This window comes from Nocardia suismassiliense (genome assembly GCF_900269665.1).
Classification (GTDB): Bacteria; Actinomycetota; Actinomycetes; order Mycobacteriales; family Mycobacteriaceae; genus Nocardia; species Nocardia suismassiliense.
This window is the reverse complement of the sequence record NZ_LT985361.1, coordinates 5,711,861-5,736,861: the sequence shown is the minus strand read 5'-3', so window position 1 is coordinate 5,736,861 and position 25,001 is coordinate 5,711,861. Positions and strand designations below refer to the sequence as shown.

27 protein-coding genes are annotated in these 25,001 nt (G+C 62.9%); 14 read left to right on the top strand and 13 right to left on the bottom strand.

Annotated elements, in window-relative coordinates:
- Nucleotides 1-315: 315 nt before the first annotated feature.
- From DBO33_RS43025 to DBO33_RS25420, 8 genes are all read right to left on the bottom strand, one after another.
- The gene (locus DBO33_RS43025; RefSeq protein ID WP_159080499.1) at nt 316-1,116 is read right to left on the bottom strand and encodes an inositol monophosphatase family protein; all 801 of its coding nucleotides are present in this window, start codon (nt 1,114-1,116) and stop codon (nt 316-318) included.
- Nucleotides 1,116-1,517: a hypothetical protein gene (locus DBO33_RS43020; protein ID WP_159080498.1), complete on the bottom strand. Its 402-nt coding sequence runs from the start codon at nt 1,515-1,517 to the stop codon at nt 1,116-1,118. The genes DBO33_RS43025 and DBO33_RS43020 overlap by 1 nt, the downstream gene beginning before the upstream one ends.
- A gap of 125 nt (nt 1,518-1,642) precedes the next feature.
- Nucleotides 1,643-2,659: a nucleoside-diphosphate kinase gene (locus tag DBO33_RS25445; RefSeq protein WP_159080497.1), complete on the bottom strand. Its 1,017-nt coding sequence runs from the start codon at nt 2,657-2,659 to the stop codon at nt 1,643-1,645.
- Nucleotides 2,660-2,661: 2 nt separating this feature from the next.
- Nucleotides 2,662-3,600, bottom strand: coding sequence for a carbohydrate kinase family protein (locus tag DBO33_RS25440; RefSeq protein WP_107657307.1), 939 nt, complete (start codon nt 3,598-3,600; stop codon nt 2,662-2,664).
- Complete coding sequence (locus DBO33_RS44750) at nt 3,590-4,021, bottom strand: RidA family protein (RefSeq protein WP_107657306.1); 432 nt, start codon at nt 4,019-4,021, stop codon at nt 3,590-3,592. Before DBO33_RS44750 ends, DBO33_RS25440 begins: the two co-directional genes overlap by 11 nt.
- Nucleotides 4,014-4,802, bottom strand: a complete 789-nt coding sequence (locus DBO33_RS25430; RefSeq protein ID WP_159080496.1) for an SDR family NAD(P)-dependent oxidoreductase — start codon at nt 4,800-4,802, stop codon at nt 4,014-4,016. The genes DBO33_RS44750 and DBO33_RS25430 overlap by 8 nt, the downstream gene beginning before the upstream one ends.
- Nucleotides 4,799-5,404, bottom strand: coding sequence for a DJ-1/PfpI family protein (locus tag DBO33_RS25425; RefSeq protein ID WP_107657304.1), 606 nt, complete (start codon nt 5,402-5,404; stop codon nt 4,799-4,801). The genes DBO33_RS25430 and DBO33_RS25425 overlap by 4 nt, the downstream gene beginning before the upstream one ends.
- Nucleotides 5,405-5,418: 14 nt before the next feature.
- Entirely contained in the window at nt 5,419-6,468 is a 1,050-nt protein-coding gene (locus DBO33_RS25420) for a myo-inositol-1-phosphate synthase (protein WP_107657303.1), read from the bottom strand.
- Nucleotides 6,469-6,839: 371 nt separating this feature from the next.
- Between DBO33_RS25420 and DBO33_RS25415 the strand changes: the two genes are divergently transcribed.
- The 10 genes from DBO33_RS25415 to DBO33_RS25370 all read left to right on the top strand — a co-directional run bounded on the left by DBO33_RS25415 (nt 6,840) and on the right by DBO33_RS25370 (nt 16,785).
- Complete coding sequence (locus DBO33_RS25415) at nt 6,840-7,331, top strand: CYTH domain-containing protein (protein WP_199856756.1); 492 nt, start codon at nt 6,840-6,842, stop codon at nt 7,329-7,331.
- A gap of 4 nt (nt 7,332-7,335) precedes the next feature.
- Nucleotides 7,336-8,376: a FomB family phosphonate monophosphate kinase gene (locus tag DBO33_RS25410; RefSeq protein ID WP_107657302.1), complete on the top strand. Its 1,041-nt coding sequence runs from the start codon at nt 7,336-7,338 to the stop codon at nt 8,374-8,376.
- Entirely contained in the window at nt 8,373-9,395 is a 1,023-nt protein-coding gene (locus DBO33_RS25405) for a Gfo/Idh/MocA family protein (RefSeq protein ID WP_159080495.1), read from the top strand. The genes DBO33_RS25410 and DBO33_RS25405 overlap by 4 nt, the downstream gene beginning before the upstream one ends.
- Nucleotides 9,371-10,570 (top strand): NAD-dependent epimerase/dehydratase family protein, encoded by a 1,200-nt coding sequence (locus tag DBO33_RS25400; RefSeq protein WP_234391398.1) that lies wholly within the window; start codon nt 9,371-9,373, stop codon nt 10,568-10,570. The genes DBO33_RS25405 and DBO33_RS25400 overlap by 25 nt, the downstream gene beginning before the upstream one ends.
- Before the next feature lie 29 nt (nt 10,571-10,599).
- Nucleotides 10,600-10,863, top strand: a complete 264-nt coding sequence (locus tag DBO33_RS25395) for a hypothetical protein (RefSeq protein WP_159080494.1) — start codon at nt 10,600-10,602, stop codon at nt 10,861-10,863.
- Nucleotides 10,860-11,999: a nucleotidyltransferase family protein gene (locus DBO33_RS25390; RefSeq protein WP_107657298.1), complete on the top strand. Its 1,140-nt coding sequence runs from the start codon at nt 10,860-10,862 to the stop codon at nt 11,997-11,999. The genes DBO33_RS25395 and DBO33_RS25390 overlap by 4 nt, the downstream gene beginning before the upstream one ends.
- A 36-nt stretch (nt 12,000-12,035) precedes the next feature.
- Nucleotides 12,036-13,067, top strand: a complete 1,032-nt coding sequence (locus DBO33_RS25385; RefSeq protein ID WP_107657297.1) for an endonuclease/exonuclease/phosphatase family protein — start codon at nt 12,036-12,038, stop codon at nt 13,065-13,067.
- Nucleotides 13,067-14,281 (top strand): MFS transporter, encoded by a 1,215-nt coding sequence (locus DBO33_RS25380; RefSeq protein ID WP_107657296.1) that lies wholly within the window; start codon nt 13,067-13,069, stop codon nt 14,279-14,281. Before DBO33_RS25385 ends, DBO33_RS25380 begins: the two co-directional genes overlap by 1 nt.
- Before the next feature lie 59 nt (nt 14,282-14,340).
- Nucleotides 14,341-15,759, top strand: coding sequence for an amino acid permease (locus DBO33_RS25375; RefSeq protein WP_267897921.1), 1,419 nt, complete (start codon nt 14,341-14,343; stop codon nt 15,757-15,759).
- 258 nt (nt 15,760-16,017) lie between these two features.
- Nucleotides 16,018-16,785 (top strand): CmcI family methyltransferase, encoded by a 768-nt coding sequence (locus DBO33_RS25370; RefSeq protein WP_159080493.1) that lies wholly within the window; start codon nt 16,018-16,020, stop codon nt 16,783-16,785.
- A 239-nt stretch (nt 16,786-17,024) separates the two neighbouring features.
- On the opposite strand, the gene DBO33_RS25365 is transcribed toward DBO33_RS25370, so the two are convergent.
- Nucleotides 17,025-17,627 carry a TetR-like C-terminal domain-containing protein gene (locus tag DBO33_RS25365; RefSeq protein ID WP_159080492.1) on the bottom strand — a complete coding sequence of 201 codons (603 nt, stop codon included), beginning with the start codon at nt 17,625-17,627 and terminating at the stop codon, nt 17,025-17,027.
- Between the two features lie 94 nt (nt 17,628-17,721).
- Between DBO33_RS25365 and DBO33_RS25360 the strand changes: the two genes are divergently transcribed.
- From DBO33_RS25360 to mug, 3 genes are all read left to right on the top strand, one after another.
- Nucleotides 17,722-18,144, top strand: a complete 423-nt coding sequence (locus DBO33_RS25360; protein WP_199856755.1) for a hypothetical protein — start codon at nt 17,722-17,724, stop codon at nt 18,142-18,144.
- Between the two features lie 32 nt (nt 18,145-18,176).
- Complete coding sequence (locus DBO33_RS25355) at nt 18,177-18,746, top strand: hypothetical protein (RefSeq protein ID WP_199856754.1); 570 nt, start codon at nt 18,177-18,179, stop codon at nt 18,744-18,746.
- A 129-nt stretch (nt 18,747-18,875) separates the two neighbouring features.
- Nucleotides 18,876-19,439, top strand: coding sequence for a G/U mismatch-specific DNA glycosylase (gene mug / locus DBO33_RS25350; protein WP_107657292.1), 564 nt, complete (start codon nt 18,876-18,878; stop codon nt 19,437-19,439).
- A 91-nt stretch (nt 19,440-19,530) separates the two neighbouring features.
- Here mug and DBO33_RS25345 read toward each other — a convergent pair whose 3' ends face one another.
- The gene (locus DBO33_RS25345) at nt 19,531-20,187 is read right to left on the bottom strand and encodes a carboxymuconolactone decarboxylase family protein (RefSeq protein ID WP_107657291.1); all 657 of its coding nucleotides are present in this window, start codon (nt 20,185-20,187) and stop codon (nt 19,531-19,533) included.
- 112 nt (nt 20,188-20,299) lie between these two features.
- Here DBO33_RS25345 and DBO33_RS25340 point away from each other — a divergent pair, with 112 nt between their 5' ends.
- Nucleotides 20,300-21,052, top strand: coding sequence for a TetR/AcrR family transcriptional regulator (locus tag DBO33_RS25340; RefSeq protein WP_107657290.1), 753 nt, complete (start codon nt 20,300-20,302; stop codon nt 21,050-21,052).
- 53 nt (nt 21,053-21,105) lie between these two features.
- Here DBO33_RS25340 and DBO33_RS25335 read toward each other — a convergent pair whose 3' ends face one another.
- Genes DBO33_RS25335 through DBO33_RS25325 form a run of 3 tightly spaced genes read right to left on the bottom strand, consistent with a single transcriptional unit; the run spans nt 21,106 to nt 24,876 of the window.
- Nucleotides 21,106-21,750: a response regulator gene (locus DBO33_RS25335; protein ID WP_107657289.1), complete on the bottom strand. Its 645-nt coding sequence runs from the start codon at nt 21,748-21,750 to the stop codon at nt 21,106-21,108.
- A 1-nt stretch (nt 21,751) separates the two neighbouring features.
- A complete protein-coding gene (locus DBO33_RS25330; RefSeq protein ID WP_107657288.1) occupies nt 21,752-22,918 on the bottom strand; it encodes a sensor histidine kinase in 1,167 nt (388 codons plus the stop codon).
- A gap of 2 nt (nt 22,919-22,920) precedes the next feature.
- The gene (locus tag DBO33_RS25325) at nt 22,921-24,876 is read right to left on the bottom strand and encodes an MMPL family transporter (protein ID WP_199856753.1); all 1,956 of its coding nucleotides are present in this window, start codon (nt 24,874-24,876) and stop codon (nt 22,921-22,923) included.
- Nucleotides 24,877-25,001: the final 125 nt, after the last annotated feature.

Genomic DNA, 25,001 nt, shown 5'->3' with positions numbered 1-25,001 from the left:
GGTTCGTGATGTTTGCTGGTATGTGGGCGTAGCGTTCCCGTCCCCTCTGGCACAGTGCGAGCCGAAAGTGGGTGCAGCGCAAAGTGATACGGCTTTTCTTCCCGGTTGCGATACTGGCTTCCGGTGTGTACGACGGCGGGTGCGTCCGTCCGGCGGTCGGTCATCTCGTGCTGCGCGTGGCCTGGACCGTCCGTGGCTGGTGGACATCGGTGCATGATTGGTTCGTCAGTCGTTCCGGGTGCGTCGCTAGTCGTGCTGTGCGAGCTGCAGCTTGTCAATTTGCGCAGTGACCGATGGGATCGGACATGACAGTGCTCATGAGAGCAGGCGCATCAATTGGTTGTGGATTCCGGGCGCGGACACCACCAGGTCGGCGCCGTTGAGCTGATTCGGCCAGTCAGCAACGGCACCGGGCAGGTTCGCGCGGGTAGCCCCTGCCTCGACGGCTATCAAACCTCCCGCAGCGTGATCCCACGGAGCCAATGATTCGGTATGGGCGTCCAGTCTGCCGCATGCGACCCAGCACAGGTCGAGGGCTGGGGAGGCGGCTCTGCGGATATCTTGACAGTGGGTGAGCAGCTTGCCGACCCGGGCGAGTAGCGTCGAGATATCGTCGCGGTTGTGCGGAAACCCAGTGCTGATGACAGATCGGGATAGGTCCGCGATGCCGCTCACGGATATCGGCGCACCATTGAGATGCGCGCCCCCTCCGCTGACCGCGGTGAAGGTTTCGCCCAGGCTGGGTGCGTGCACGACGCCACATTGCACCGTGCCGTTGAGGCAGAATGCGATGGAAATCGAATAGTAGCGGTGGCCGCGGGCGAAGTTCGCCGTACCGTCGATCGGGTCGACTATCCATACGGGCCCGCGCATGTCGTCGCGAAACTTGCTCCAGGCGGCTTCCTCGGACAGGATGCGATGGTCGGGAAACCTCTCACTGATCAACGCGCCGATAAGCGCGTCGCTCCTCGAGTCCGCTGGTGTCACCGGTTCTGACCCACGTTTATATTCGACAGTACGTGCTGCTGAATTCACCAACTCTAGAACGAGAACGCCGGCACGGTGTGCACATTCGACCGCAAAGCTGAGCAGGTCGGGTTCGTGGCTGGTATGCATCAGCGCCTCACCGAGCGAGCCAAAGTATCGATGAGCAGCGTAGAGAAGTCGTGCGGATGACGCGTGTGCAGATCTGCTAGGTCGTCGATGCCTGCGGCGTGCTCGAACAGACGGATGTCTCCCTGGTAACCGATAGTCCGGATGTGTTCGATCAATCCATTTGTGTAGTGGGTAACTCCCGCCGGATAGGTGGTCGAGTTCGCCGCCTCGGTCTGTATGAATATAGTCCGCACTGGGGAGATGTGCTCGAGTGCGAGCGCGGAGATCTGGTCCGGGCCGGGTATTCCCAGCACGGGGAAGCGATGGTGCCAGCCAGCCCAACAGTCCGATTCCCCTTCCACCACGATAAGATAGCCCCGCTCTTCGGCGAGTGCCTGACTGAAACCCTGTAGATAGGGCACTACCGGCTCGGTACCGTCGAGCCATCGGGATCCGCCGGCCCCGCGCATTCCGGCGCGAAGACGTGTCCGGCCGCTCGATCCGTCGATCTGAAGGTATCGGAACCGGACGCCGACCGGACTGTCCGTCAATCCGAATTGTCGCAAGGCTTCGGCAGGGATTCCCTTGGCGATGGCGAGCTTGTCGACTGTTGCTGCACTGTGGGACATGGGATCTCCAGTTTCTGGTGGTCGGTGATGTCCGGAACGACTGGTGCCGCATCGACGTGGCGGGCACTGAGCCGAGCGGCTAGGGCAGCCCTGTCCCATCGGGACAGAGGCACGCCGATTTGTTCGATACGGTCGAGCAGTTGCCGCCACTGCGCGCCGTTGCCTGTGTTGATTCGCGCGATGAGCGTGTGCACCACGTCATCCGCGCGTGCCGTGTCCGCAAACGTGGTCAGACGCCGCATCGCACGGTCGAAGTCGAGGCCGAATCGTTCGACAGACCAGTGGGCAGCAACCTCAGCGCGGAGTTGTTCGCCTATGTCGCCACCGATTTCGATCGATTCGAACAGTTGGCGCCGTTCGGATCTGTCGAAAAAGACGCCCATCTCGCGCAGAATATCTATCGGCTCGTCAGCCACATGCACATACGTGATGACCGACTCCTGGGCGGCGCCTGCGCGGAATCTCAAATGCTGTTCGGTCCGCAGCGCGGGATCGCTGGGCCCCTTCATCCTGCTCAGTAGCGTGGTGGCGGCGCCCTCGTGGGTCTGCATAGGTCGTTCAAGAAGGATGTACATGGCTTGTTCACCACGAAGTAGCAGGTCCATAGCTTCGATACGGTCGGTCGTCGCGATGTTGAGCTGGTAGCGCCAGGTTTCGCGGATCACATGGCGAGTGAAGATGAAATAGGACCACGCGACCGGCCGGAAGCCGTGGCTGTACACGAATTCGAGCACGTCGTGCGCCCGCCCGGCACCAAGGGCGTCCGGTCGCAGTACCAGTGGCGCATGGTGGTTCAGGCGTTGGATGAACTGTGCTGGTTCGCCGCGAGATTCGCAGACGTCGTCCCAAGTATCACGAAAATAGGGATCGACCGAAATCAGGTCGAGCTTGTGCTGGAGGCGGGACAAGCCCGTCGGCAGGTTCTCCGAGCGCATCGTCATCTACCTGCCGCTGATGCAGTGCTGGTGATGAGCTCGCTCAACGGTGGCAACCGTACGCGGGCGCCTAAGGTCGCTACCGCCATTGCACCCGCAGCGCAGCCGACGTGCAATGCGTGAAGGTGGTCCCCGGTTGCTAAGTGCGCCAAGGCGAATGCCGCCGTGAACGCATCCCCGGCACCGGTGCCGTCGGCGACGGTGGTGGCCGCAGAGGGCACGGTCGATGTCTCAGCTGCGGTAGCGAGTAGCGCGCCCTGTGCCCCCAGCGTGACAACCAACTGGCGGATGCCCAGCCGGTTTCGCACGGCACTCACCGGGTCCGGCGCCGCGTCGATGTCGAATGTTGTTCGGAACTCGACTCGATTCATCAGGAGGGTCATGGATTCGCCGACGGCGGTTGCCACCGAATCGATCGGAACATGAGGTAGGCCTCCGGGATTCCAGTACAACGGCACCGCTGCCGACGCGGTCGCGCGGACTAGAGCAGTCGTCGCTCGGGGTGCCGCGTCGAACATGACGACGGCGTCGAAGCAACTGACGTCGATATCGTCGGTGTGATCCTGAAGGAGCATGTCGTTGGCTCCGCGATACAACAGGATCGAGCGTTCATGAGGGAACGATGGTATGACCGCTCGGCCCGTTTCGGCTCCGACTGTGCGCTCGATCCGATCGACGTCGACACCTGCCGCACGCAAATCATCGACGAGGCGTCTGCCGGAACGGTCTTGTCCAACAGCAGCGAGTAGTGCTGTGGGGGCACCGAGCGCGGCGAGTGCGAATGCACAGTTGCCTGCGTGGCCGCCGGGTCCTTGGGTCCACCTGGTGATGCGTGCCGTGCCGTCGTCGCCCGGTCTTGTGCCGACCTGCAGGTGCAGGTCCTCATTCAGACCGCCCGCCACGAGAATTCGTGGTAGGGAAGTGTCGCGGTTACCGTTCATGGGCCGACACCAATCCGGCTGATACCACTGCGGTACCAGAGATCTCGACGAGATGATCGGGGTCCGCGAGACGTGCGACCTCCACGAGGGTGCTTGCCGGTGGGTTGACGTCGAGCAAATCGTTCCTGACTGCCGAGATCTGGGGGAAGTGCCGCATGTTCGTGACGTAGATGACCACGCTGACCAGATCGCTCAGATCCCCACCCACCTCACGGAGCACTGCTCGGAGTCGCTCGAAGACGACGGCAGTTTGGTCGCCGGGATCGCCTACGGACAGCGTATTCCCGGCCTGATCCGTGGCAACCTGACCGCTGATGTGGACTAGAATTCGACCATCGCCGAGGGGGATCCCGACACCGGGTGAATACTGCCCGATCGGCCGGCTGTGTGACGGCGGTTGCAAGACAACGTGATCAGCCATCGATGGTGCACCGCGTCGCATCGGCCTGATGTTCAGGATACGGACCGAAGGTCGTCGTGATCGAGGACGCCTTGAGCTCGCGTATCTCGATCCGGCGAGGTAGCGCAAAGACGTTCGCGACCAGGGCGGCAGCTTCCGAGATCGACATCGCCTCGGGGCGATCCCCGGGTTGCTTACCACGGAAGTGGGTATCGACCCGGCTCAACGCGAGCGCGGAGACGCGAAGGCCCGCACCGCGATGTTCGCGGCGCGCGGTCTCCAGCAGCGAGGCGAGTCCGGCCTTGGCGGCGCAGTATGCCCCTCTGGTCGGGAACGAGAAACTAGCGGAGTCGGAGGAGATACCGACCAGCTGCGCCCAGGGATTGTTGCTGAGCAGCGGTAGGCCTGCGCGGATGGTGTAGAACGCGCCGTCCAGGTTGGTTGCCAGCGTATTTCGCCACTCGGTGGTTGCTGTTCGAGCGATCGGGCTCCACGTGGCGCCGCCTGCGTTGACCACAACTCCACGTAACGAGTGCAGTCGCGCAACTGATTCGGCACCTGCAGTAGAGACAGAGTCGGGATCCGAGACATCGACACCTGCGCAGATCACTTCAGCGCCCCGTGCTCTGGCGGCGACAGCCGTATCGCCGAGATCGGCTCTGACCCGTCCCCAGAGAACCAGGTCGAATCCCGCGCGGGCGAGCGCGAGCGCAATCCCACGGCCGATACCTCGACTGGCGCCGCTGACGAGTACATACCCTTTCGGATCTGCCCCTGAGCTCGTGTCGGTGACGATGCTCATATCATTCTCACTTCCATTCGGGCACTTATACATTCCAGGCATGACGGGGCAAAACGGCGAATGATCGAAAACCCGATCGCCAGCGCTTTCACGCCGGCCCCCTCACCACCGGCACTGGTGAGCTGTCCGTCTTCGACGAGCCCGGCGCTCGACACAGTGACACCGGGACCGCAGAGCTGCCGCAGCTGCGCGGTTTTAGCGCGGTGCACCGCGACATGATGGCCGTCCAGTACCCCCGCCGCGGCCAAGAGAAACGAACCGGAACACACCGAATACACCGGACCACCACGGAGATAGGTGTCTCGGACCGCGCTGGTGAGGTCTTCACAGGCCATCGCGTCGCGGGCACCGGCGCCGCCGGGAACGACCAGTGCGTCACACGATGCCGAAGCGCTCGACGGTTCGACCGGCCCGAGCCGCAGACCGTTGGAACACGTGACATCGCTGGTGGGCCCGAACAGTCGGGGTGGCGCCAGTCGCGGTTGATGCTCGGCGCAGCGTGCGGCCTTGGCGACGGGTTCGAAGGCGCCGACGACGTCGAGTTCATCGGCACCTTCGAAGACGAGTACGCCGATCTGTATCGTCCGAGTTGGGCCTTGCATGTCAGCCCGGGTCGTCAGACGGCGACGTGGTCGAGCTCGGCCAGACTCGCGTCGATGATGGCAGTCGTGTAAGCGTGATGGCCGTGTGCGGGCGACTTCAGCTGCATCGTCGCTGCGGGGATGTAGCCGGAGAGGCCGGAACGCTTTGCCGCGGCCGCGATTCGGATCAGGTCGATGATTACCCCTGCCGCGTTGCTCGAGTCCTGAACCCGAAGGCGTAGCTCGAGGGAAACCGGTGTGTTCGCCCAGCCGCGCCCCTCCACATTGAGATACGCGACCTTGTTGTCGCGCAGGTGTGAGACATATCCGGCGGAGGCGATCACCTCGATCTTGTCGAGAGTTGCGGAGTCGCCCGCCAGTGCATTGAGTTTGGACTGGCGTTTGCTCGAGCCGTGCTCGCGCAGGTTGCGGAAGTCTTCGTTACCACCGAGGTTGAGCTGATACGAGTTCTCCAGCGTGATGCCACGCTCGCCGAGTAGTTGCAGGAGCTTGCGATGGACGATCGAGGTACCGAGGTGGCTCGCGAGGTCGTCGCCGACCAGGGGGAGTCCGGCGTCGACGAACTCGGCCAGTGTCTTCTCGTTGCGGGCAACGACCTCTGGTGTGCAGTTCACGAACGCGAGTCCGGCGCGTAAGGCAACCTCGGCGTAGGCGTCCGCAGCCCATTGGAGCCCGGTCGGCAAGGAGTACAGCAGCACCTCTGCTCCCGAGTCGCGGAAGATCGCGGCGACTTGGTCCAGATCGGCGTCTGTGTGCTCGCGGGCCAACCCTGCGTGCACTGTCACTCCCTGCGCGGGCACCGAGACATCGAGCGTCGGGTAGTTGTTGGGGCCCGCGAAGATCGCGTCAGCGAGATCGGTGCCCACTTTCGCGGCATCGATGTCCACCGCCGCAACGAACGCGATGTCCGAGACGGACAATCCGCCGATTCGCGCTCGGAGTACACCGGGAAAGCTGTCCTCGGGTAACTCATCGGCGAGTACACGATAGAAATACGCGCCTTGGAGCAGTGCGGAAATATTGTTGCCGATACCGGCGACGGCAAGTTTCAGCGCAACAGACATAACTCTCCCCAGAGTATTAGATGAGATCAGTGATGAAGTTCTCGCAGATGTGGTTTCATTCCGGACACTACTGGCCACCGGGAACCTTCGCGAGTGAAGCGATCGTACATCGAAACGTGGTCGAGGCCAAATTTGTCGGCTGAGGACGTAGTAATACCAGTTGGAAGTAAAAATGCCGGGTACGGGACATATGTTGTTCACCGACGGTTTACCGTAGTGCAGTCATTGCCCTGGGATTTGCCATCCTGTCCAGGATGTGGGAACGTCATTTCCCGGACCGGTTGAGTCGGTAGTCGCATGGAGTCGCGAGACCCTTGACCGTCCAATGTCGCAATGGGTGGAGATTCAACGGTGAGCGTGAGGGGGTCTGCGTGGCGTTCAATGACGACACGATGGTGGAGATCGAGCGAAGGTTTTTGATTTCGGGTCGTCCGTTATCCTTGTCTGATCATCCTTATGTAGAAATTAGTCAAGGCTATTTGGCAGTGGAATCGAATGGTGGCCATGTGCGCCTTCGAAGAGCTGCCGACGAGTTGACGCTCACCGCGAAGCGGGGTAGCGGTTTGGTTCGGGCTGAATACGAGGTGCGACTGGGTCTTGCCGAGTTTCGCGCCCTCTGGCCAGCGACTGAGGGTCGCAGGGTCGAGAAAAGCAGGTACCGAATCGGCTGGCAGGGAACGACCATCGAGCTGGACATCTACCGCGGCTCGTTGACGGGCTTGCTGACAGCGGAGGTCGAGTTCGATTCTGTCGCGGCTGCCGACGCGTTCGTGCCGCCTGCCTGGTTCGGTAGCGAGATCACCGTTGAACCAGCGTACCGAAACCATTCTCTCGCAGCGTGTGGAACGGTGCCGAAGCGTTGATCCGATGGGGCAATTGGCAGTGAATAGATATAGTGATTCTACCGATATCGACGAGCTGCTCGCAGAGCATGGTGTCGAACTAGCTGGGCAGTCCGTCGACCTGGGCATATGCAGCTTCATGCTGCAATCGAATACTTCCGATTTTTCCGGTTATGACTACTTCGCGCGGCTCGACACGGAGCGAGCGCCGGAATATCGTCTGGATTGTGTTGATCTCGATGTCAAGGCCATAGATAGTGGTGCTCTGGATGCTGTCAGCGACCGGACGTTCCGTGCGAAAAGATTTGCTACCGGCTTCTATCTGACCCACCATTACGGTGCGCCGGCTTGGATTGCCACACGGGGTAGCCGGACAACAATTTTCGGGCGACGATTGGAAAAGATTGTATGGACCTACTATGTCAAACAGCTACTGACTAACCTGGCTGCAGATCGTGGACTCCTGCACTTGAAAGGTGCGGGTTTTGTAGGCCCCGACGATAAGGCTACGCTGTTATTCGGCCGCGGCGGCGCGGGCAAGACAGTATTCCTGGCCCAAGCGTGCATGGCAGGAATGTCATTTCTCACCAATACTCACGTGGTCATAGATGGCGCGCGCGCCGTTGGGGTTCCTTCGGCGCTACGTGTCCGTGACGACGCGTGCTTCGGCCGTATTATCCGCAGCTGTCGTCTGCAGCAGCATCTTCAGTCGGATGAGTATGTACTGAACCCTGGGGATGCATTCCCCGACATTGTAGGCAGTGCGACGGTGAAAAACCTTTGTATCATCGACTATCGGTCGGATCGCCGTCCCGGAATCCGTCGGCTCGAGGCCGAGACCTTCTTTCACTTCCTGGACCAGTTCGCGTTCCCACCGAGTACGTACGGACTGAAGGACGATCTGCTCGCTCATGTCGATGGAGATCTCGATCGCTATGTTGAAGTCTACTCGAATATGAAAGAAGCAATGCGGCATCTCGTTACCCATGCGGATCTCTACCTTGTGAACGTCGATATGATGGACCCATCCGTACGGGCTGAGGCATTGGGGGTCCTGCACTCGTGAGCACCCCGAAACGTCTTATGGTTGTCGGCGCTGGATTCGGCGCCGTCCATTCGCGGTGGCTGCGCGAGTGCCCGGAAGTGTCCGTCGAATATCTGGGATTTTCCGTCGATCGATCCCGCGCGCGAATAGTTGCCGACGAGTTGAACATTCCGTCGACAACGGACGACCCCATGCGCATCATCTCGGAGGGGAGTGTCGATGGCGTCGTTGTCGCGACACCGCCGGATACCCATGAACACCTCGCGACGGCGGCAGCTCGCGCAGGGATGACGGTGATTTGTGACAAGCCGCTGGCCGGGTCGGTCGCCGCAGCTGAGCGCATGGTTTCCGTCGCGGGAACACTAGGTTTCGTCACCTTCCAATGGCGGCTTCACCCCGTCGTCCGTGCCCTGCGCGCGCTTCATGGATCCGGCAGTTTCGGCGAGTTGCTGCACATCGATCTCGAGTTCCACCACGACTTTTTGTCCGGAGCCTCAACTGCCTGGCCTTGGCGGCATTCCAGAGCGACGGCGACCGCGGGCACCTTGGCCGATCAGGGCGTGCACCTGTTCGACCTGCTGCGGTTCGTAACCGGTGCCGAGTGGCGAGTATCCGATGCCGACTGTTCCGTAGCCTGGAACCAGCGCACCCATCAGAACTCGGTGATCTCTTGCGAGACAGAGGATATCGCCCAGGTTCGACTGGCCTCCGGGCAGGTGCCGTCGGCTGCGGCTCGGGTGCTCGCCTCACGGGTGACTTTCGCGGACAGGGCAATCAGGGTCCGTGCGCTCTGGACCTCGGGGACAGCCGAAGCGGCCATTGATGTCGAGGACGGTTCCGCAGTGCTGCGCATCGCTGGGCGCACTACGGGCGAGTGGCAGACAACTCGCTACGCGGCGCAGTCGATGAATCCGTACCCGGCGATTCTCGCTGCGTTGAATGAGACGAGCCGCACCGATGTACCAGCCCTATTCGCCGATGGCCTCGCTGCGCAACGCATGCTCAGCGATTGTTTGTGCAGCAGAAAGGACTTGAACTGATGTTCGCCGCCGAGCGGATTGTCGTTGTCGGAGGCGATGGATTTTGTGGTTGGCCGACGGCGTTGGACCAATCCGCGCGAGGCGCCGATGTTCTGATCATCGATGACTTCAGCCGCCGGAAGATCGACGCCGAATTGGGAACCAGCTCGCTGACCCCCATCACTTCCATTGCGGAGCGAGTCGCAGCGTGGCAGTCGACGACCGGACGCAGTATCCGGGTCACCGAACTCGACATCTCTACCAGCGCGGACTGGCTCGAGTCCGTGCTCTCCGACTTCCGGCCTGATGCGGTTCTGCATTTCGGTGAGCAACGATCGGCACCGTACTCGATGCTGTCCGCCGAGACGTCTCGGTACACGTTCCGGCGGAACACGATCGGGACATACAACCTGCTCACCGCCATCAAGAACACGGCATCCGACGCACATCTCGTTCACATCGGCTCGATCGGGGTCTACGGGTACAGCACCAAACCGTGGACCATGCCGGAGGGCTACCTCCGTGTCACTGTCCCCGCATCCGTTGCGCCGAACGACATTCACGAGATCATGCACCCGTTCGAACCGGTGTCGTCATACCACTTGACGAAATCGATGGACGCTCAGATGTTCGAGTTCTACGCCCGAACATTCGGATTGCGCATCACCGACTTGCATCAGGGGATCGTGTGGGGATCCCAGACGGTGCTCACCATCGGCGCGCCGGCGCTGGTCAATCGTTTCGACTACGACGCGATCTACGGCACGGTCGTCAACCGTTTCATCCTCCAGGCCGCGGTCGGACAGGATTTGACGGTTTATGGAACGGGCGAGCAGACAAGGGCTTTCATTCATATCGCCGATATAGTCGAGTGCATCGATCTGGCGTTACGAAATTCGCCACGACGCGGAGACCGAGTACTGGTGAGAAATCAAGTCTCCGAGAGTATGTGCGTGGCCGACGTTGCCAAGATTGTTGCCGACGCCACCGGTGCGGGGATCTCTTGTGTAGACAACCCGCGCATCGAGAACACTTCGAACAGCCTGCGCGTCGATGCGGATAGCTATCGAGCACTCGGTCTGGTTGCCCGCACCATTGGGCCGGAAACTGTGCGGGACGAACACCGGATTGCTGCGCAGTTCGCACATCGCGCGGACCGAGACGTGATTCTGCCGAAGTCCGCACTGCGTAGCTGATCAGTGAAAGAGAGAGTTGAGGGACTGCGGTGAAATATTCGATACAGCCACCCAAGGTGGCTTCCGAGTCAGGCTACCTGCGCGCGACGGCACAGCGTGTGTGTCATATAGGCGGCATCAGCATGGGTTATTTCTACACGAGCTTCCATATCGCCGCGGAGAGCATCCATCAGAACGTTGGTTTCAGTGGATACCCGATAGGCGGCATCGACATGGAATCCGCCTTGTTCGGGACCGTCGAGGAACTATGTAAAGCACAAGCGCTCGATAATGCGGAAACGGGGCACCAGTGATCACAGAGGCCCGAACGGCCGCCCAGCTATTCGTACTTGCGGCCGGATTGCGTTCGGTCGGCGACCCGTCCGTAGACGAATACGCCGCGAAGTTACTCGAATACTGCGATCTCGGCTCGCTGGCGAACTCGCCGGAACAACTCATTACCTTCCTGCTGGAAAACAAAGGGATGGGGTACCTGGAGTGTGTCCTTCCCGATCTCGCCGATCGGGCAATTCCAGAGCTGCGAGCAGTGTACGACCTATCCTGCCGCATCACCGATGAACGGCTCGAGTTGCTGATGCCTTCCTTCGGCGTGTTACAGGACGCGGGGATCGACGTGATGCCGTACAAAGGTATAGATCTCCTGCACTCGTTTCCGAATAGAGTCGGCCGTAGGTTGATGGGGGATATAGACCCCCTCGTTCCGTTCGAAGACCTCTCGCGCGCCCACGAGATCCTCACCGCGTCGGGATACCGACAGGGTTGGATCGACAAGAAACGCTTGAACGATGACGGTACGGGATTGCATTTGGACCCGGTACCAGTCGAGGACCTCGACTGGGTGCTGCGAAACCATCACGAACTGCATCCATATTTCGCGTTCTCCGCGCCACACTGGCTTTCTGAACATCTGGATCTGATCCGGAAGTACGATCTCGTCCCGGTTGTTGGCGATCATCCGATAGTCGAAGCGAACATTGATCTGCATCATTCGATCGCCGCAGGCTTCGAGCAGACCGACATCTGGCCGTCCAGTCGACGGGTTACGATGAATGACGGTAGGTCGTATTCGGGGCTCGGAATCGAAGCCTATCTCTGCCTATATCTCGGTAGGACTTATAGCGTCACCCACGCCTTCAACTACCCTTCGATGCAGACCCTCTGCGAGTCGACACGATTGATAGTTCACGCAGAGGTCAATTGGGCGAAGTTGCGCCACCTGACCGAGAAATACCGACTCTACGGGGCGGCCTTCTATGTCCTGAGCGAGATCGACTCGATCACCGGATGTGAGGGTCGAGTCCCCGCCGCCGAAATCGAGCACTATCGCCGACAGCTGGAACAGAGACCGGAATATGACTTGGGAAACTGCATGGGCAAGTTGGTCAGTCGAGTGTCGCACGCATCATTGGTCGACTACCTGCGCCCTTAGCAGATCTGAAACGCGATAAGGACAAGCGGTGACGCGGTGAAAGATCATCTGGTCGACGAGCTGGCCATGCTCTCCGAAGAGTTTTTCGAACGCGCGAAGGCTGCCGGGAGCACTGCCGCCGAGCACACGAAACTTCGGCACGACTCTGGGCTGTTCGACGTGGTGGAGGTCCGGCAGCCACTATCCGGCTCGTCGAAGGCATTGAGGGGATCGTTGCGGATCGGCGCGTGGAACCTGGAGCGTTGCAAATACATCGAGGCGACTGCAGCACGGCTGATGAGTGCGCGATGTGACGTGGTGCTGCTGTCCGAGATGGACAACGGCATGGCGCGTTCCGGGAACTTGCACACCACCAGGGAGCTCGCGGACCGACTCGGCTTCGGCTACGCGTTCTGTGTGGAGTTCATAGAAATCGGTATGGGCAACCAGACCGAGTCGCTTCAATTCGCCGACGAAAGAAACAGCCGGGGGCTGCATGGAAATGCGATCCTGTCCCGGTATCCGATTAGTTCGGCACATGCGGTATCGAGCCCACGCGACGGCGCATGGTACGCGTTGGACTGGCATCATCGAAGGGTCGGGGGGCGCAGGGCTCTGGCAGCCACGATTGAGCTTCCGATACATGCTGCGACCGTGGCTAGTGTCCATCTGGAAAGCTTGTCCTCAGCTGATCAACGTGCAGCGGAAGTGACCGCCATGCTTGATGCGTGGCGTCCCTATGACTTGCTCCCGGATGTCATAGGCGGAGACTTCAACACGCACGACGCCCCACTGCCTGACGGCTCGAATCGGGGCCTTGGCCGGATCGAGGCAGAAGAGCCGTTGTTCGGTGTACTGCGGCGGCACGGTTATGAATGGAGTGCGGCCAACACCGACGAGGCGACGAGGCGGACGTTGGCGAACGGACTGCCCAAGGCGCCGCACCGGCGGTACGACTGGTTCTTCGCTCGCAGGGTCGGCGCAACTGGCTCGCGCGTCTTGCCTGCAGTGAACTCCGTCGGCTTTGCGATCTCCGACCACGAGTTGATCATCTCCGATCTCGATATTTCGGCCAGGACGAAGCAGTGATGAGGTTGGGTATTGCCGGTCTCATGGTGGCGACATTCGCGACGGCCTTCGACGCGGCCGCGCCCATCGGGATGCTTCCGGGAATTGCCGCCTCATTCGCTACCTCGCTATCGGAGGCTGGCCTTCTGGTGGTGTCCTTCGCGGTTGCCAGCGCGATCGCCGCGCCTGTGATCGGTTTGTGCTCAGGCAGATTCGGCGCACGGGTTATCGCTGCGGGCTGTTCAATGCTGTTCTTGATCGGCAACTGCGCGGTAGGTCTGGCACCGAACCTGGGCCTCGGCGCATGCGCCAGAATTGTGGCAGCGATCGGCGCGGCCGGAATCGTCAACGTGACATTCGTCAGTGCGGCAAGGGTTTCGGCGGTCGAGAACCGGGGCCGAATAATGGGCCAGCTGCACGCCTCGATGGGTGTAGCCCTGTTGCTAGCGGTACCTGCTGCGGCGGCGTTGTCACAGACGATCAGTTGGCGGTGGATCATCGCTGCCGTCGGTGTGCTCGGGGCGGCTGCCGGTGTCGTGATTGCGCGAATGGCAGCCCCTGCTGAGCGGTCCGAGCGCCGTGATCACACCGGATTCCTTGCTGTGCGCGGGATTTCGCTGCCTTCCGGCTTGATCGTGGCCGCGAGCCTGCTTTCCCGTGCTGCCTACTACTCGCTTTACACCTATATCGCCGCGCTCACCCTTGCTGCCGGAGTCGATGCTGGTCGGGTCGCCGTTGTGCTGCTGAGCATCGGGGGCTGCGCAATCGCCGGGTCCACCGTCGCAGGACGTTGGTGCGATCGATACGGATGGAAGTACACCTCCGTGGTCGCCATGCTGATGTTCGCTGTGACCGGATTGTTCTGGTGGATGCTCGCGCATTCATTGGTCGCAACGGTCGTGATCGCTGGCATGTGGGGATTCAGCGGATGGATGATCGGTGTAACTCAGATCCACGCCTTGACGCTGATGAATCCCGATCGAACGGCGATTGTTCTCGGTATCAATGTCGCTGCGGCGGCATTGGGCTCTGCGCTAGGGGCTTATCTCGGTGGCGTTGTTCTCGATTTTGCCGGCGCCCGGTCTATTGCGCTGGCCTCGGCGGTGATCGCGACGGCCGCCTGCGCCGTGACAGCAGCGGTGAAATCACACGGCGGAAGACCACCTGAATTCTCCCAGAGCGTTGAGCCCCGCAGCCAGCTGTCTCGTCTCTCCCACCTCGACAGGAACTCGTAGTGAAGACCATCACCGACCCGAGCGGCGCGGACCTGCGCAGGTTGCTCGGGCATCGTCAAATGACGATGCTCGGACTCGGTTCAGCTCTGGGAACGGGACTGTTTCTCGGTTCCGGGGCGGCCATCAGCCTGGCCGGGCCCGCCGTGATCGTCGCCTATGTCATTTGCGCTGCGACAGCGGGAACAATTGCCGCGTGCCTGGCGGAAATGACGGCTCGATACCCGCAGCGCGGAGCGTTCGGGGCGCTGTGCGCACGGTTCCTCTCGCCGTTCGCGGGCTATGTCGCGAGGTGGTCGTACAGTGTTGCGGCGATCATCGCCGTAGGCAGCGAAGTGGCCGCGGCCGCAACTTATCTCAGGTACTGGTGGCCGGGCCTGCCACTGTGGATGGGCGTTGCCGCCGTCGCCGGGATCCTCGTGACAATCAATCTCTTCAGCGTCGGCTCGTTCGGAGCGGTGGAATTCGTGCTCTCCAGCGTCAAAGTCATCGCACTGTCGCTGTTCATACTGTTCGGATTCCTGCTTGTGTTCGTCGGTGTGCCGGATTTCGACGCGGTCGGCGTCGGAAACCTTACCGAACATGGCGGATTCGTCCCGCACGGATGGCAAGCAGTGTGGGAGTCGATGTCGATCGTGATCTTCGGCTTCGTCGGCATAGAGTTGATCGCCATCTCGGCCCCTGAGGCGAGGGATCCGCAGCGCGCCATCAAGACAGCGATGCGCACACTCACCTGGCGGCTGGCGTTCTTCTATCTCACGTCGATCGCGATCGTGGTCTGTGTCATGCCATGGACGGAGGCCGCCGTCGGTGATGATCTGCGATCGAGCCCGTTTGTCCAGGTATTCGGCACAACCGGCGTTCCGACAGCCGCTGCGATCACGAATGTCCTTGTACTCGTTGCGGCGATGTCGGCGGCCAACGCCAACATGTACGGCGCTACACGCTTGATCAACTCCCTGGCACTCGACGGTATGGCACCTCGACTGCTGCGGTTCACCTCCCGTCGGGGCGTGCCAGTGGCGGCGGTGGCGCTCGCCGCGACCGGGACCATCGCCGCCGCGGCCCTAACGATGGCCGAGGTCAGCAACATCTACGTGCTGCTGACGTCGGTGTCGATCTTCGGGGTTCTCGTTACCTGGTTGCTGATCCTCGCGTCCTACCTGCGCTTCCGCGACAGTGTCGATGACACCGCAGGTTTGCAGCGGTGCTGGGCACCGGCAGGCAAGCCGGCCGCGATCCTCGGCATCCTCGGCGTGCTCGCGGTCGTCGCCACCGCAAGCACGGTTCACACAATGACGATGTCCATCGCCATCGGCCTGCCGTTTCTGCTGCTGCTGGCAGTGGTGTACCGGGCAACCGGGTTGCACGAGCGTCGACCAGCCACGGCGGACATGTGTGCCCGAGATCGAAAAGGACGTCGACGAGAACAAGCAGAGACAAGGAAGTCGCCGGACCCGCACGCCGCGGTGGACGCGTGACGATCGACCACTCCCAGTTCTGCGAGATCACGGCTCGGCTGTGGCGGCCCAGCGTGATTTCTGACCTCCGAGGGGCCGATGGCCTCCGCCTCGACCTACAAACGAAAAACTCAATGGAAAGTGATACGTGAGATGGATGAAAAATTGGACGCTGAATCCACGTCACTATCGGGTCTGCTCGCTACGGGGAATCCCACGTCGGATGCTCTCGCGACAGAGGTCGAATCGATAGTAGACGCCAGAGTCTCTGATCGGGGAGTGCCCAACTATTACGAGAACCGCCTGCTCAGACTTGTGACTGGATTGCGTGCCGGTAGCAAGGTCGATGGTATTGAAATAGATGCCGTGCAGCGAGAATTGGATGCCTTTCTCGATGTGTCGGCGTCGCCGCGGTTCGTCGACCCGGCGGAACGATTACGCAGGCCTGTCGATTCTATGTGGTCTGAACGGGTAGTAGACGAACGCGCGTATCGAACGATGCAAGGTTTTCGCGAGGTGCCGTCCTGGCGCGGCTTGCCATTGATCAAGACTGCGTACGATTTCGTGATCTACCCGATGTTGATCGACGAGTTGAAGCCGCGGTCGATCATCGAGCTGGGCTCCGGCTCGGGAGCTAGTGCACTGTGGTTCGCCGACGTCGCCGACGCGCATGGTATGTCGCCCAGGATCGTTTCCATCGATATAGTTCGGCCACAGATCGACGACCCTCGGGTGGATTTCATCAAGGCGGATATCACCAGAATTGGTAGTGCCTTGAAGGATTCGGTCATCAAAGCACTGCCGAAGCCGTGGCTGGTCATCGACGACGCCCATGTCAATGTGCCGGACGTTCTGGACTTCTTCGATGACCGGCTCGGGACCGGTGACTACTTGGTGATCGAGGACAGCAACAGCCCTTCGAACCGAAGGAACGTTCTCGATTTCCTGGCAAGGAGCCGCAACGGCTATCTACTGGATAGGCGATATGTCGATATGTTCGGCGAGAATTCGACAAGCGCTCTGGATGGAGTGCTCAAGCGGCTTTGACAGGTTGAGTGTGGACGCGCGCCCAGGGATACTGCTGGACAGGCTCGGCTGAACCCGCGCGTCAACTGGATGAGTGCTACCGCGATCTGTTCGGTATCGCGTTGAACCGACTACCCGCGGTCGCGAAGCGGTGGTAGCTGGGTCCGCGATCGTGCTGCCAGCCGAGGCTGGGACCTCGGCTGATCGCACCAGGAAAGTCCTGCCACGTGGCTGATTTCAGTTGTCGCGGGTCATATCACTCAAGCGCGCGTCGCCGAGGCAGTGGAGCTGCGTTGCGTAACTATGTCGAGGAGCCGGTCGACGAGACGGGCTGCTTCGGCGTCGGTCATCGGTTCGGTGAACAAGGCGTGGAAGTACAGGGGTGCCACGACGAGCTCGACCAGGTCGGCCAGTGTGGGGGCCGGCTCACCACGCTGTTGCGCGCGGTCGAGCATCGCTTGCAGTTGACGCTCGCGTTCGGCGAACGCCGGGGAACGTCGACGTTGTTGTCCTGGACGGATTTCCATGACTACGGCCCGGAGAATCAGTGGGACATTTCCGTGCCGCAATGAGGTCGCTACGGCGGCGGCGTAACGATGCAGGTCATCGTGCAGGGCGCCGGTGTCGGGAAGTGACGCGGTGGTGGTCGACCACTCGTCGACCACGTCGTGCAGTAGGGCTGACATCGTTCCCCAGCGCCGGTAGATCGTCGCCTGGTGCACCCCTGACTCCGTGGCGACCAACGGGACGCTCAGCTCTTCCCACGGATGTGTCTCCAGCAGCTCGAGCACTGCTGCGTGGACTGCGGCGCGCACGCGTGCGGACCGTCCGCCGGGCCGCTGCATGGTTCGACCGTCATCCATACCGAGATCATAACGCGAGATTTCTTGCATTAGTGCGCGACCCTGCGTACCGTCACTAACACGAGGATTTTCGCGTTACAGTTCGGAGGGCGTCATGCGACGACAGATCTTCACGTTCGTCGGCCACTACCTCGAGATGGTGCTGGCGATGTTTATCGGCATGGGCCTGCTTGCTCTGCTATGGATGCTGGTCTGGCCCGGCCTGCACGACCAACCGGTGGCCAGCACGCTGGTCATGGCAGCTGATATGACGATCGGCATGGCCGGGTGGATGGCGATACGCGGGCACAGCCGACGGATGATCGCCGAGATGTCGGTGGCGATGGTCGCGCCGTTCGTGGTGCTGCTGGTGCCGCTCGTGGCCGGAGCCATCACGGCCGACACCCTGATGATGGTCGGACACGTGCTGATGTTCGGCACGATGCTCGCCGCCATGCTGCTGCGCCGCTCGGACTACACGCACCGGCACGGGACTGTCGTGCAGCCGGATCAGGTCGGGAACGTCGCGACGCCATGACGCCTGCGGATCCCAGAACGAAGAAGGCACCCATGAATTCGTCAACGACCGCGGCCGCCGACATCGCCCATGCCAAGCGTCCGGTGTCGAGTTACTGGCCGGCCGCGTTGGGAGCGGCAGCTGCGACCTTCCAGATCGTGACCGGCGTGGCGACCGACGCGGTGGCGATCACGGTCACGGTCGCGGCCTGCTGCTACCTGGCCGCGGCTGCGCTCGGCCGACCCTGGATCGCCTGGGCCGGCATCCCGGCGGGCTCGGTCGTGGTGGTGCTCAGCGAGATCGCCGGTATCGCCTGGTGGCAGGGCTTGGTGGTGTTCGCGGCCGTGTTGGTCGTGGCCGGTGTGCTGCGCCGGGCGCCGGTCCGTCCCTTCGCCGCGCAGATTCTGGCGTTGGTGGGGTTCGGTGGCCTCGCCGTAGCGGCGGTGCTGGTCAGCCCACGCTTGGGCCTTGCCATTGCCGGTATCGCCCTGGCCGGCCATGCCGCATGGGACTACGTGCACTGGCGGCGCAACACGGTAGCCCCGCGTTCCCTGGCCGAATTCTGCTTCGTGCTCGACATCCCCTTCGGCGTCGCTGCCATCGTCATGGCCAGCACCGGATGACTGCCACGTCGCTCCCGTATTGCACCTCGCGGGCATCGCGGCATCGTCCGACGAAGAGCGACGGCGCTTTTCCGGCCGACAGCACCCCGGCCGGCAGGTGGTCGGCTGTGCACCCGGCAGACTGAAGGAATGGGTTCTGGTTCATCAGCTCGGCCGTCGCCCGCGGATCTGGCCGCGGCGCAGGACAAGACTGTTCCCGATGTGATCGGGCCTGGCTTGCGTGTGCTGTTCTGCGGAATCAATCCGGGCCTGTGGTCTGGGGCGACCGGTCATCACTTTGCTCGTCCGGGAAATCGGTTCTGGCCGGCCTTGTTTCGGTCCGGCTTCACGCCGCGCCTGCTGCGGCCCGACGAAAAGGAAGAACTGCTCGGACTGGGCTTGGGGATCACGAATGTGGCCGCACGCACGACCGCCAAAGCCGAGCAACTGACCGCCGACGAACTGCGTGCCGGTGGGCGTGCCCTGGTCGATCGGGTCGAGCAGTATCAACCCCGAGTGCTGGCCGTACTCGGTATCGGCGCCTACCGCACGGCTTTTGGTCGTCCGCGCAGCACAATCGGCCCCCAAACCGAGCGGATCGGTGATACCGCGGTGTGGGTGCTGCCCAACCCCAGCGGGCTCAACGCCCACTACACACTCGACGCCCTCGCCACGGAATTCCGCGCGCTGCGCGAGGTGGTCGAAACCGGCTGACCACACGCAGCTGAGTCAGTACGTCGGCGGGCCCGAGCACGGTGTAGTCCACCGGCAGCAGCACGATGGCGCGGGCGAGGTACTGCGGGTGTCAGGCGTGGGCGCGGATGGTTGCGGCGGCTTCACGCGCTGCCTCGCGAAGGGACTTGCCTCGTCTGCGGGCGGTTCGCAGGCCGGTCGGGATCGAGCCGAGTATGTACACGGCGCTGATGATCACTTCGTCGAACAGCCTGCTGTCGGGCACCTTTCGGCCGTTGACTCGCCGGATCAGCGCCTCGACGGTGTTGCCTGCGAGGTTCGAGATGGTCATCTGCCGGATCAGGGTGTCGAGGTGGCGACGCTGGTGGTCGGTGAACCGCGTCGCCAGGGCGTGTTCGAGATGCGGACCGGCGGGGCCGAGCCCGGCCTCGGCGCGACTCTGCGCCCACAGGACTGCGATCACGTTGTCCTCGGCTACGGCGTCGGGGTCCAGGCCGGCGAACTCGGCCAACTCCCGGATGTCAACGCCTTCGGCCAACGCCGTTTCGTTGTGGATGTAGGTGCAGAAACCGCACCCGTTGACCTCGGACACGGCCAGCATCACCCGCTCACGCAGCTGCGGGTCCAGACCCTGGATTGCCTGTCTGTCCGCTCGGCGCCCGGCCACCGCCCGGATATCGGCCAGCATCCGGGGCAGGGTGTAAAAGCGCTTGCGAAAAGGGTCCGAGCCGGGTGTGGGGGACGTATCTCGAGCTGTTGGAGCGATCATCACGCAGCCTCCTTATGTTATCGCCGATAACTCTTTTACTATTGATAACGGTCTCGGGTATTCTGCGAGTTGTCAAGAGAGTGCTGAATCACAGACGAAGGGAACTGCTGACATGTCCAGCTCCCGGCCCGGGCCGTCTCGCCGGGAGGAACGCCGGCAAGCGACGATCGACGAGATCAAGCGACTCGCCCGTGAGCAGTTGATCGTCAACGGTTACGGCGGGCTGTCGCTGCGGGCGCTGGCGCGCGACATGCGCATGACCTCACCGGCGGTGTTCCGCTATTTTCCGACCCTGGCGGATCTGATCACCGCCCTATGCGTGGACGCCTACACCGACCTCGCCGACGCGCTCGACGCCGCACGCGCCGACGCGTCGGCCGCCCCACCCGTCGCCCGCATGCGAGCGGTCTTCGCCGCTATCCGGCAATGGGCGCTGGCCAATCCGGCCGATTTCGCCCTCATCTACGGCACCCCGATCCCCGGTTACCACGCCCCCGAAGCCGCCACCGGACCCGCCGCGGGCCGAGCCATGACCGCGATCATGCAGACCTATCTGCACGCCCTCGCAGCCGGCGCCGCGACCACCGCGGACATCGATCCACCGGACGGCATGGAACTCGGGGGACTCGGTACCCGCCTGCTGGAGCCGCACAAATCCGCACTCGCAGAACTGACCCCCGCTGCGGCCGCGGCGGCGCACAACGGCTGGGCCGCCGTCCTGGGATTCGTCATCTCCGAATTGTGGGGCAACCTACCCCGATTGGTCACCGACACCGACGGGCTGTTCCACACTCACCTGCGAACGGTATTGCAGGGCATGGGTTTCCGGCCCGAACGCACCGACCCTCCCGCGCCGCGATCGTAGCTGGACCCGTGCGACGCCGAGACCGGATCAACTGCCACGTGCGAGTGGCACGGCTACGGGGTCTCGGTGGTTCGAGACAACAGGCCGCGGTCCAGGGCGACGACGACGGCGTGGGTGCGGTCATTGACGTCGAGTTTGGCGAAAATGCGTAGTAGGTGGGTTTTTACGGTGGCTTCGGCGATGGTGAGGCGTTGGCCGATTTCTGGGTTGGAGAGGCCGTCTGCCACTGCGTGCAGGACGTCGATTTCGCGGGGGCTCAGGGTGATCGGGGCGGGGCGGCGGATGCGGGCTACCAGGCGTTCGGCGACCAGGGGTGCCAGGACGGTGCGGCCGCGGGATGCGGCGTGGATGGCCGCGACGAGTTGGTCGCGGGTGGTGTCTTTGAGGAGGTAGCCGATCGCTCCGGCTTCGACGGCGCGTTCGATATCGGAGTCGGTGTCGTAGGTGGTGAGGATCAGTACGCGAGTGGTGGTGCGGGTGGTGATTTCTCGGGTGGCTGCTACCCCGTCCTGGATCGGCATGCGCAGATCGAGCAGTGCCACATCGGGTTTCAGACGTTCGGCCAGTGCGATCGCTTCGCTGCCGTCCGCCGCTTCGCCGACGATTTCGATGGACGGTTCAGCGGCCAGCAGGGCCGCGATTCCGGCGCGCATGACGACGTGGTCGTCGGCGAGGATCAGGCGGAGGCGTTCGGCCATGTCAGTTCCGATCGTTCGGAGGTAGGGATGCGAAGATTCGGGTGCCCTCGCCGGGTGCACTCGTCACGGTGAGTTCGCCGCCGAGTTCGGTTAGGCGGTTGCGCATACCTTCGAGGCCGAAGCCGCGGGCTTCGGTGGGGGTGAATCCGATTCCGTCATCGGTGATTTCGAGTTCCACGTCGAATGGACCGCGCGTCAGGACGACGGTTACCGTGCTGGCCCCCGCGTGCTTGCGCACATTCGCCAGCGATTCCTGAGTGCAGCGCAGCAGCGCGATCCGGGTGGGCTGGTCGCACTCGATGTCGGCCAACTCCGCATGCACGGTCAGCCCCGTGTCCTCGGCACAGCGATCCAGGATTCGCCGCAGCAACTGCGCGATGCGCTCGGTCGCGCCACCGGCCGACGGCGCCGCACCGACGAGAACTCTCGCCTCCGTGAGGTTCTCGCGGGCCGTGCGCTCGATCGACAGCAACTGTTTGGCACTCGTCACCGGATCGGTCTCGATACCGCTCCGGGCCGCCTCCGCCAGCACGATGATGGACGCGAAGCCTTGGGCGAGCGTGTCGTGGATTTCACGTGCGAGCCGTTCGCGCTCCTCGGCCGCGCCTTGGCGTTGGTGCGCCGCGGCCAGTTCCGATTGCGTACGTTCCAGTTCGAGGCCGAGCAGGTGGGCGCGTTCGTCACCCCGTTTGATCACGCGGTCCATCCACAGTCCGAAGAGCACGCCGCCGGCCAGGCCGATCAGTGTGAACACGGCATTGCCCGGCGAGAATCGCGTCCCCGCGACCGTCCCGATCAGCGTGGCCACCGCGCCCGCGCCGATGTAGCCGATCGCCTGCCGCGGGGTCGCGGTGTAGAGCCAGAACATCGGCAGCGACACGATGAAGAACGCCGCGCCGCCCTCGAGCAGGATTGCCGTCGCACCGAGCACCAGGACGAGCAGCCCGAGGAAGTCGCTCGACCGCACCCGGGGATTGCCGGGAAACGACAGCAGGATCAGGTAACTCACGGCGAGCACGGCCACCAGCGCCCACGTCCCGTACTTGACGACGCCGATGCGGTCGTGCACCGCGACCAGCGGCGGGCACAGACCGAACAGCAGCCAGCACCCGAGATAGCACCGCCGCAGTATCCGGAACCGGGCGTCGGTGCGCGGCCGTTGGGGCATTTCTATGAGCCTACTTTCACCGGCACGCGGCCCGCGGGGGTGACGGCCGGGCGTACGGGCCACCAGGTTCGATCACCCAGTAGGAGCAGCAGCGCGGGCAGAATCACGATCCGGATAACGAAGGCATCGAGCAGCACGGCCGCCGCGAGCGCGAAGCCCATCTGCTTCATCTCCATGATGTGCAGCGGAACAAAACTGGCGAACACCGTCACCATGACGAACGCGGCGCTGGTGACCACGCCCGCCGAACCAGCGACACCGTCGAGCACGGCCTGACGGGTCGGTACACCGTTGTCGACGGCTTCCTTGATCCGGCTCAGCACGAAGACCTGATAATCCATCGACAGGCCGAACAGGATGACGAAGAGCAGCAACGGGACTCGGGATCCGATCGTGCCGGTCGAGTCGAAATCGAGCAGGCGCTCGGCCCAGGTGTGCTGAAAACCCCAGGTCAGCAGGCCGAGCGAGGCACCCGCCGAGAGCAGGTTCAGCACCACACCGACCAGGCCGAGCACGATGGAACGGAATGCCGCGGCGGTCAGCGCGAAGGTCACCAGGAGCAACCCCGCGATCACCAGCGGCAGTTTTTGCTTCTGATGCTCGGGATAGTCCGCATAGCGGGCCACGTCACCGGTTACCGCGTAGTCGATGTCCGGGAGTGCGCCGATCGTGGCGGGAACGTAGTCCGCGCGAACTCGTTCGAGTGACCGCTGCGCCGCGTCGTCGCTGACGTGATGCGAGACAGGCAGTTCCAGCAGCGTGACCCGGCCGTCGGCCGAGGTGCGCGGCTCGTCGGGCGGCATCATCGCCGGATCGTGCGTGGCTCGCTCGGCCAAGGCGCGCAGCGCGTTGGTGACCTCGTTCGCCCGTGCCGGATCCGCCGCCACGACGACCTGGTGCATCGACTTCAGTTCCGGGAAGGCGGCATTCAGCCGGTCGAAGGTCTGCATGGCCGGGATGGTGCGCGGATGGGTCTCGCGCCCCATATCGGTGAGCTCGAGGCCGAGGACCGGCGCGGTCAGCGCGAGCATGGCGAGAACCGAAATAGTCAGTGCGGCAGCGGGCTTCGCCGCGATCTTGCGCAGCACGAAGCCGGTGAACCGCCCGCGCGACGATGTGCGGCGGACCGGTGCGGCATGCCCGGCCGCTCGGCGCGCGGCCCGATCGGTGAGCACCGTCAACAGTGCGGGCAACGCGGTGAGCGAGCTGGCCACCGAGACCAGGGTCACCAGGATCGCGGCGGTCGCGATAGAGGAGAAGATGACGTCGTCGACGAGGTACAGGGTCGCGGTGGAGGCCGCGACGGCGAGCCCCGACACCACAACGGCCCGGCCCGAAGTCGCGGCCGCCACCGCCACCACCGCCCGCGAATCCAGCGCTGCGCCGGGGCGATCGCGCTCTTCCCGTGCGCGCTTCAGGTAGAAGAGCGTGTAGTCGACGCCGACCGCCAGTCCGATCAGCAGGATGATATTGGTGCCGACTCCGTTGTCCGGGAACAGATGTGACGCGGGCATCGCCAGCCCGATGGCGGCAACAATAGAAGATACGGCCAGCAGCAACGGCACCAGCGCGAGCGCCAGCGACCGGAAGACCACCAGCAGCGTGAGCAAGGTGATCGGCACCGCGATCATCTCGGTACGAGCCAGATCTCGGCCGCGCAACGCGTCGACCCCACTACTGACCGAGGGGCCACCCGTCTCTTCGATCAGCAGCCCAGGATTAGCTCGCGCCACCTCCTCGGTCTGTGCCCGCAACGCCCCTACATGCTTATCGCCATCAAGCTCCGCGCCCACCATGGTCACATCGACCCGCAATGCCGTCCCATCGGCCGAATACACCGGCGCGGCAACAGAATCGACCTCCGGCAGCGCTCGCATCCGGTCGGTGATCTCCCGCGCGACGCGCTCGGCAGCGGCATCCAACCGCATCCCGTCGTCGGTGATCAGCACCCGCTCCACTGCCCGCTGCTGCAATCCCCCCGAGGCCGCTATCGCCTCCCCGCGCCCNGTGTGACGTCTCGTGTAGCGACCTCGTGATCGGTGGGGCGTTGTGTTTTGGCAAAGGGGCGCACCCCCCCGAGACC

Coding starts and splice junctions, on each gene's coding strand:
- DBO33_RS25330 (WP_107657288.1), bottom strand. CDS start 22,918: ATGCCCCAACGGCCGCGCACCGACGCCCGGTTCCGGATACTGCGGCGG.
- DBO33_RS25360 (WP_199856755.1), top strand. CDS start 17,722: ATGCGACGACAGATCTTCACGTTCGTCGGCCACTACCTCGAGATGGTG.
- DBO33_RS25375 (WP_267897921.1), top strand. CDS start 14,341: ATGACGATGCTCGGACTCGGTTCAGCTCTGGGAACGGGACTGTTTCTC.
- mug (WP_107657292.1), top strand. CDS start 18,876: ATGGGTTCTGGTTCATCAGCTCGGCCGTCGCCCGCGGATCTGGCCGCG.
- DBO33_RS25445 (WP_159080497.1), bottom strand. CDS start 2,659: ATGCGCTCGGAGAACCTGCCGACGGGCTTGTCCCGCCTCCAGCACAAG.
- DBO33_RS25425 (WP_107657304.1), bottom strand. CDS start 5,404: ATGCAAGGCCCAACTCGGACGATACAGATCGGCGTACTCGTCTTCGAA.
- DBO33_RS44750 (WP_107657306.1), bottom strand. CDS start 4,021: ATGGCTGATCACGTTGTCTTGCAACCGCCGTCACACAGCCGGCCGATC.
- DBO33_RS25440 (WP_107657307.1), bottom strand. CDS start 3,600: ATGAACGGTAACCGCGACACTTCCCTACCACGAATTCTCGTGGCGGGC.
- DBO33_RS25365 (WP_159080492.1), bottom strand. CDS start 17,627: ATGGATGACGGTCGAACCATGCAGCGGCCCGGCGGACGGTCCGCACGC.
- DBO33_RS25345 (WP_107657291.1), bottom strand. CDS start 20,187: ATGATCGCTCCAACAGCTCGAGATACGTCCCCCACACCCGGCTCGGAC.
- DBO33_RS43025 (WP_159080499.1), bottom strand. CDS start 1,116: ATGCATACCAGCCACGAACCCGACCTGCTCAGCTTTGCGGTCGAATGT.
- DBO33_RS25430 (WP_159080496.1), bottom strand. CDS start 4,802: ATGAGCATCGTCACCGACACGAGCTCAGGGGCAGATCCGAAAGGGTAT.
- DBO33_RS25420 (WP_107657303.1), bottom strand. CDS start 6,468: ATGTCTGTTGCGCTGAAACTTGCCGTCGCCGGTATCGGCAACAATATT.
- DBO33_RS25340 (WP_107657290.1), top strand. CDS start 20,300: ATGTCCAGCTCCCGGCCCGGGCCGTCTCGCCGGGAGGAACGCCGGCAA.
- DBO33_RS25380 (WP_107657296.1), top strand. CDS start 13,067: ATGAGGTTGGGTATTGCCGGTCTCATGGTGGCGACATTCGCGACGGCC.
- DBO33_RS25355 (WP_199856754.1), top strand. CDS start 18,177: ATGAATTCGTCAACGACCGCGGCCGCCGACATCGCCCATGCCAAGCGT.
- DBO33_RS25335 (WP_107657289.1), bottom strand. CDS start 21,750: ATGGCCGAACGCCTCCGCCTGATCCTCGCCGACGACCACGTCGTCATG.
- DBO33_RS25410 (WP_107657302.1), top strand. CDS start 7,336: ATGGGGCAATTGGCAGTGAATAGATATAGTGATTCTACCGATATCGAC.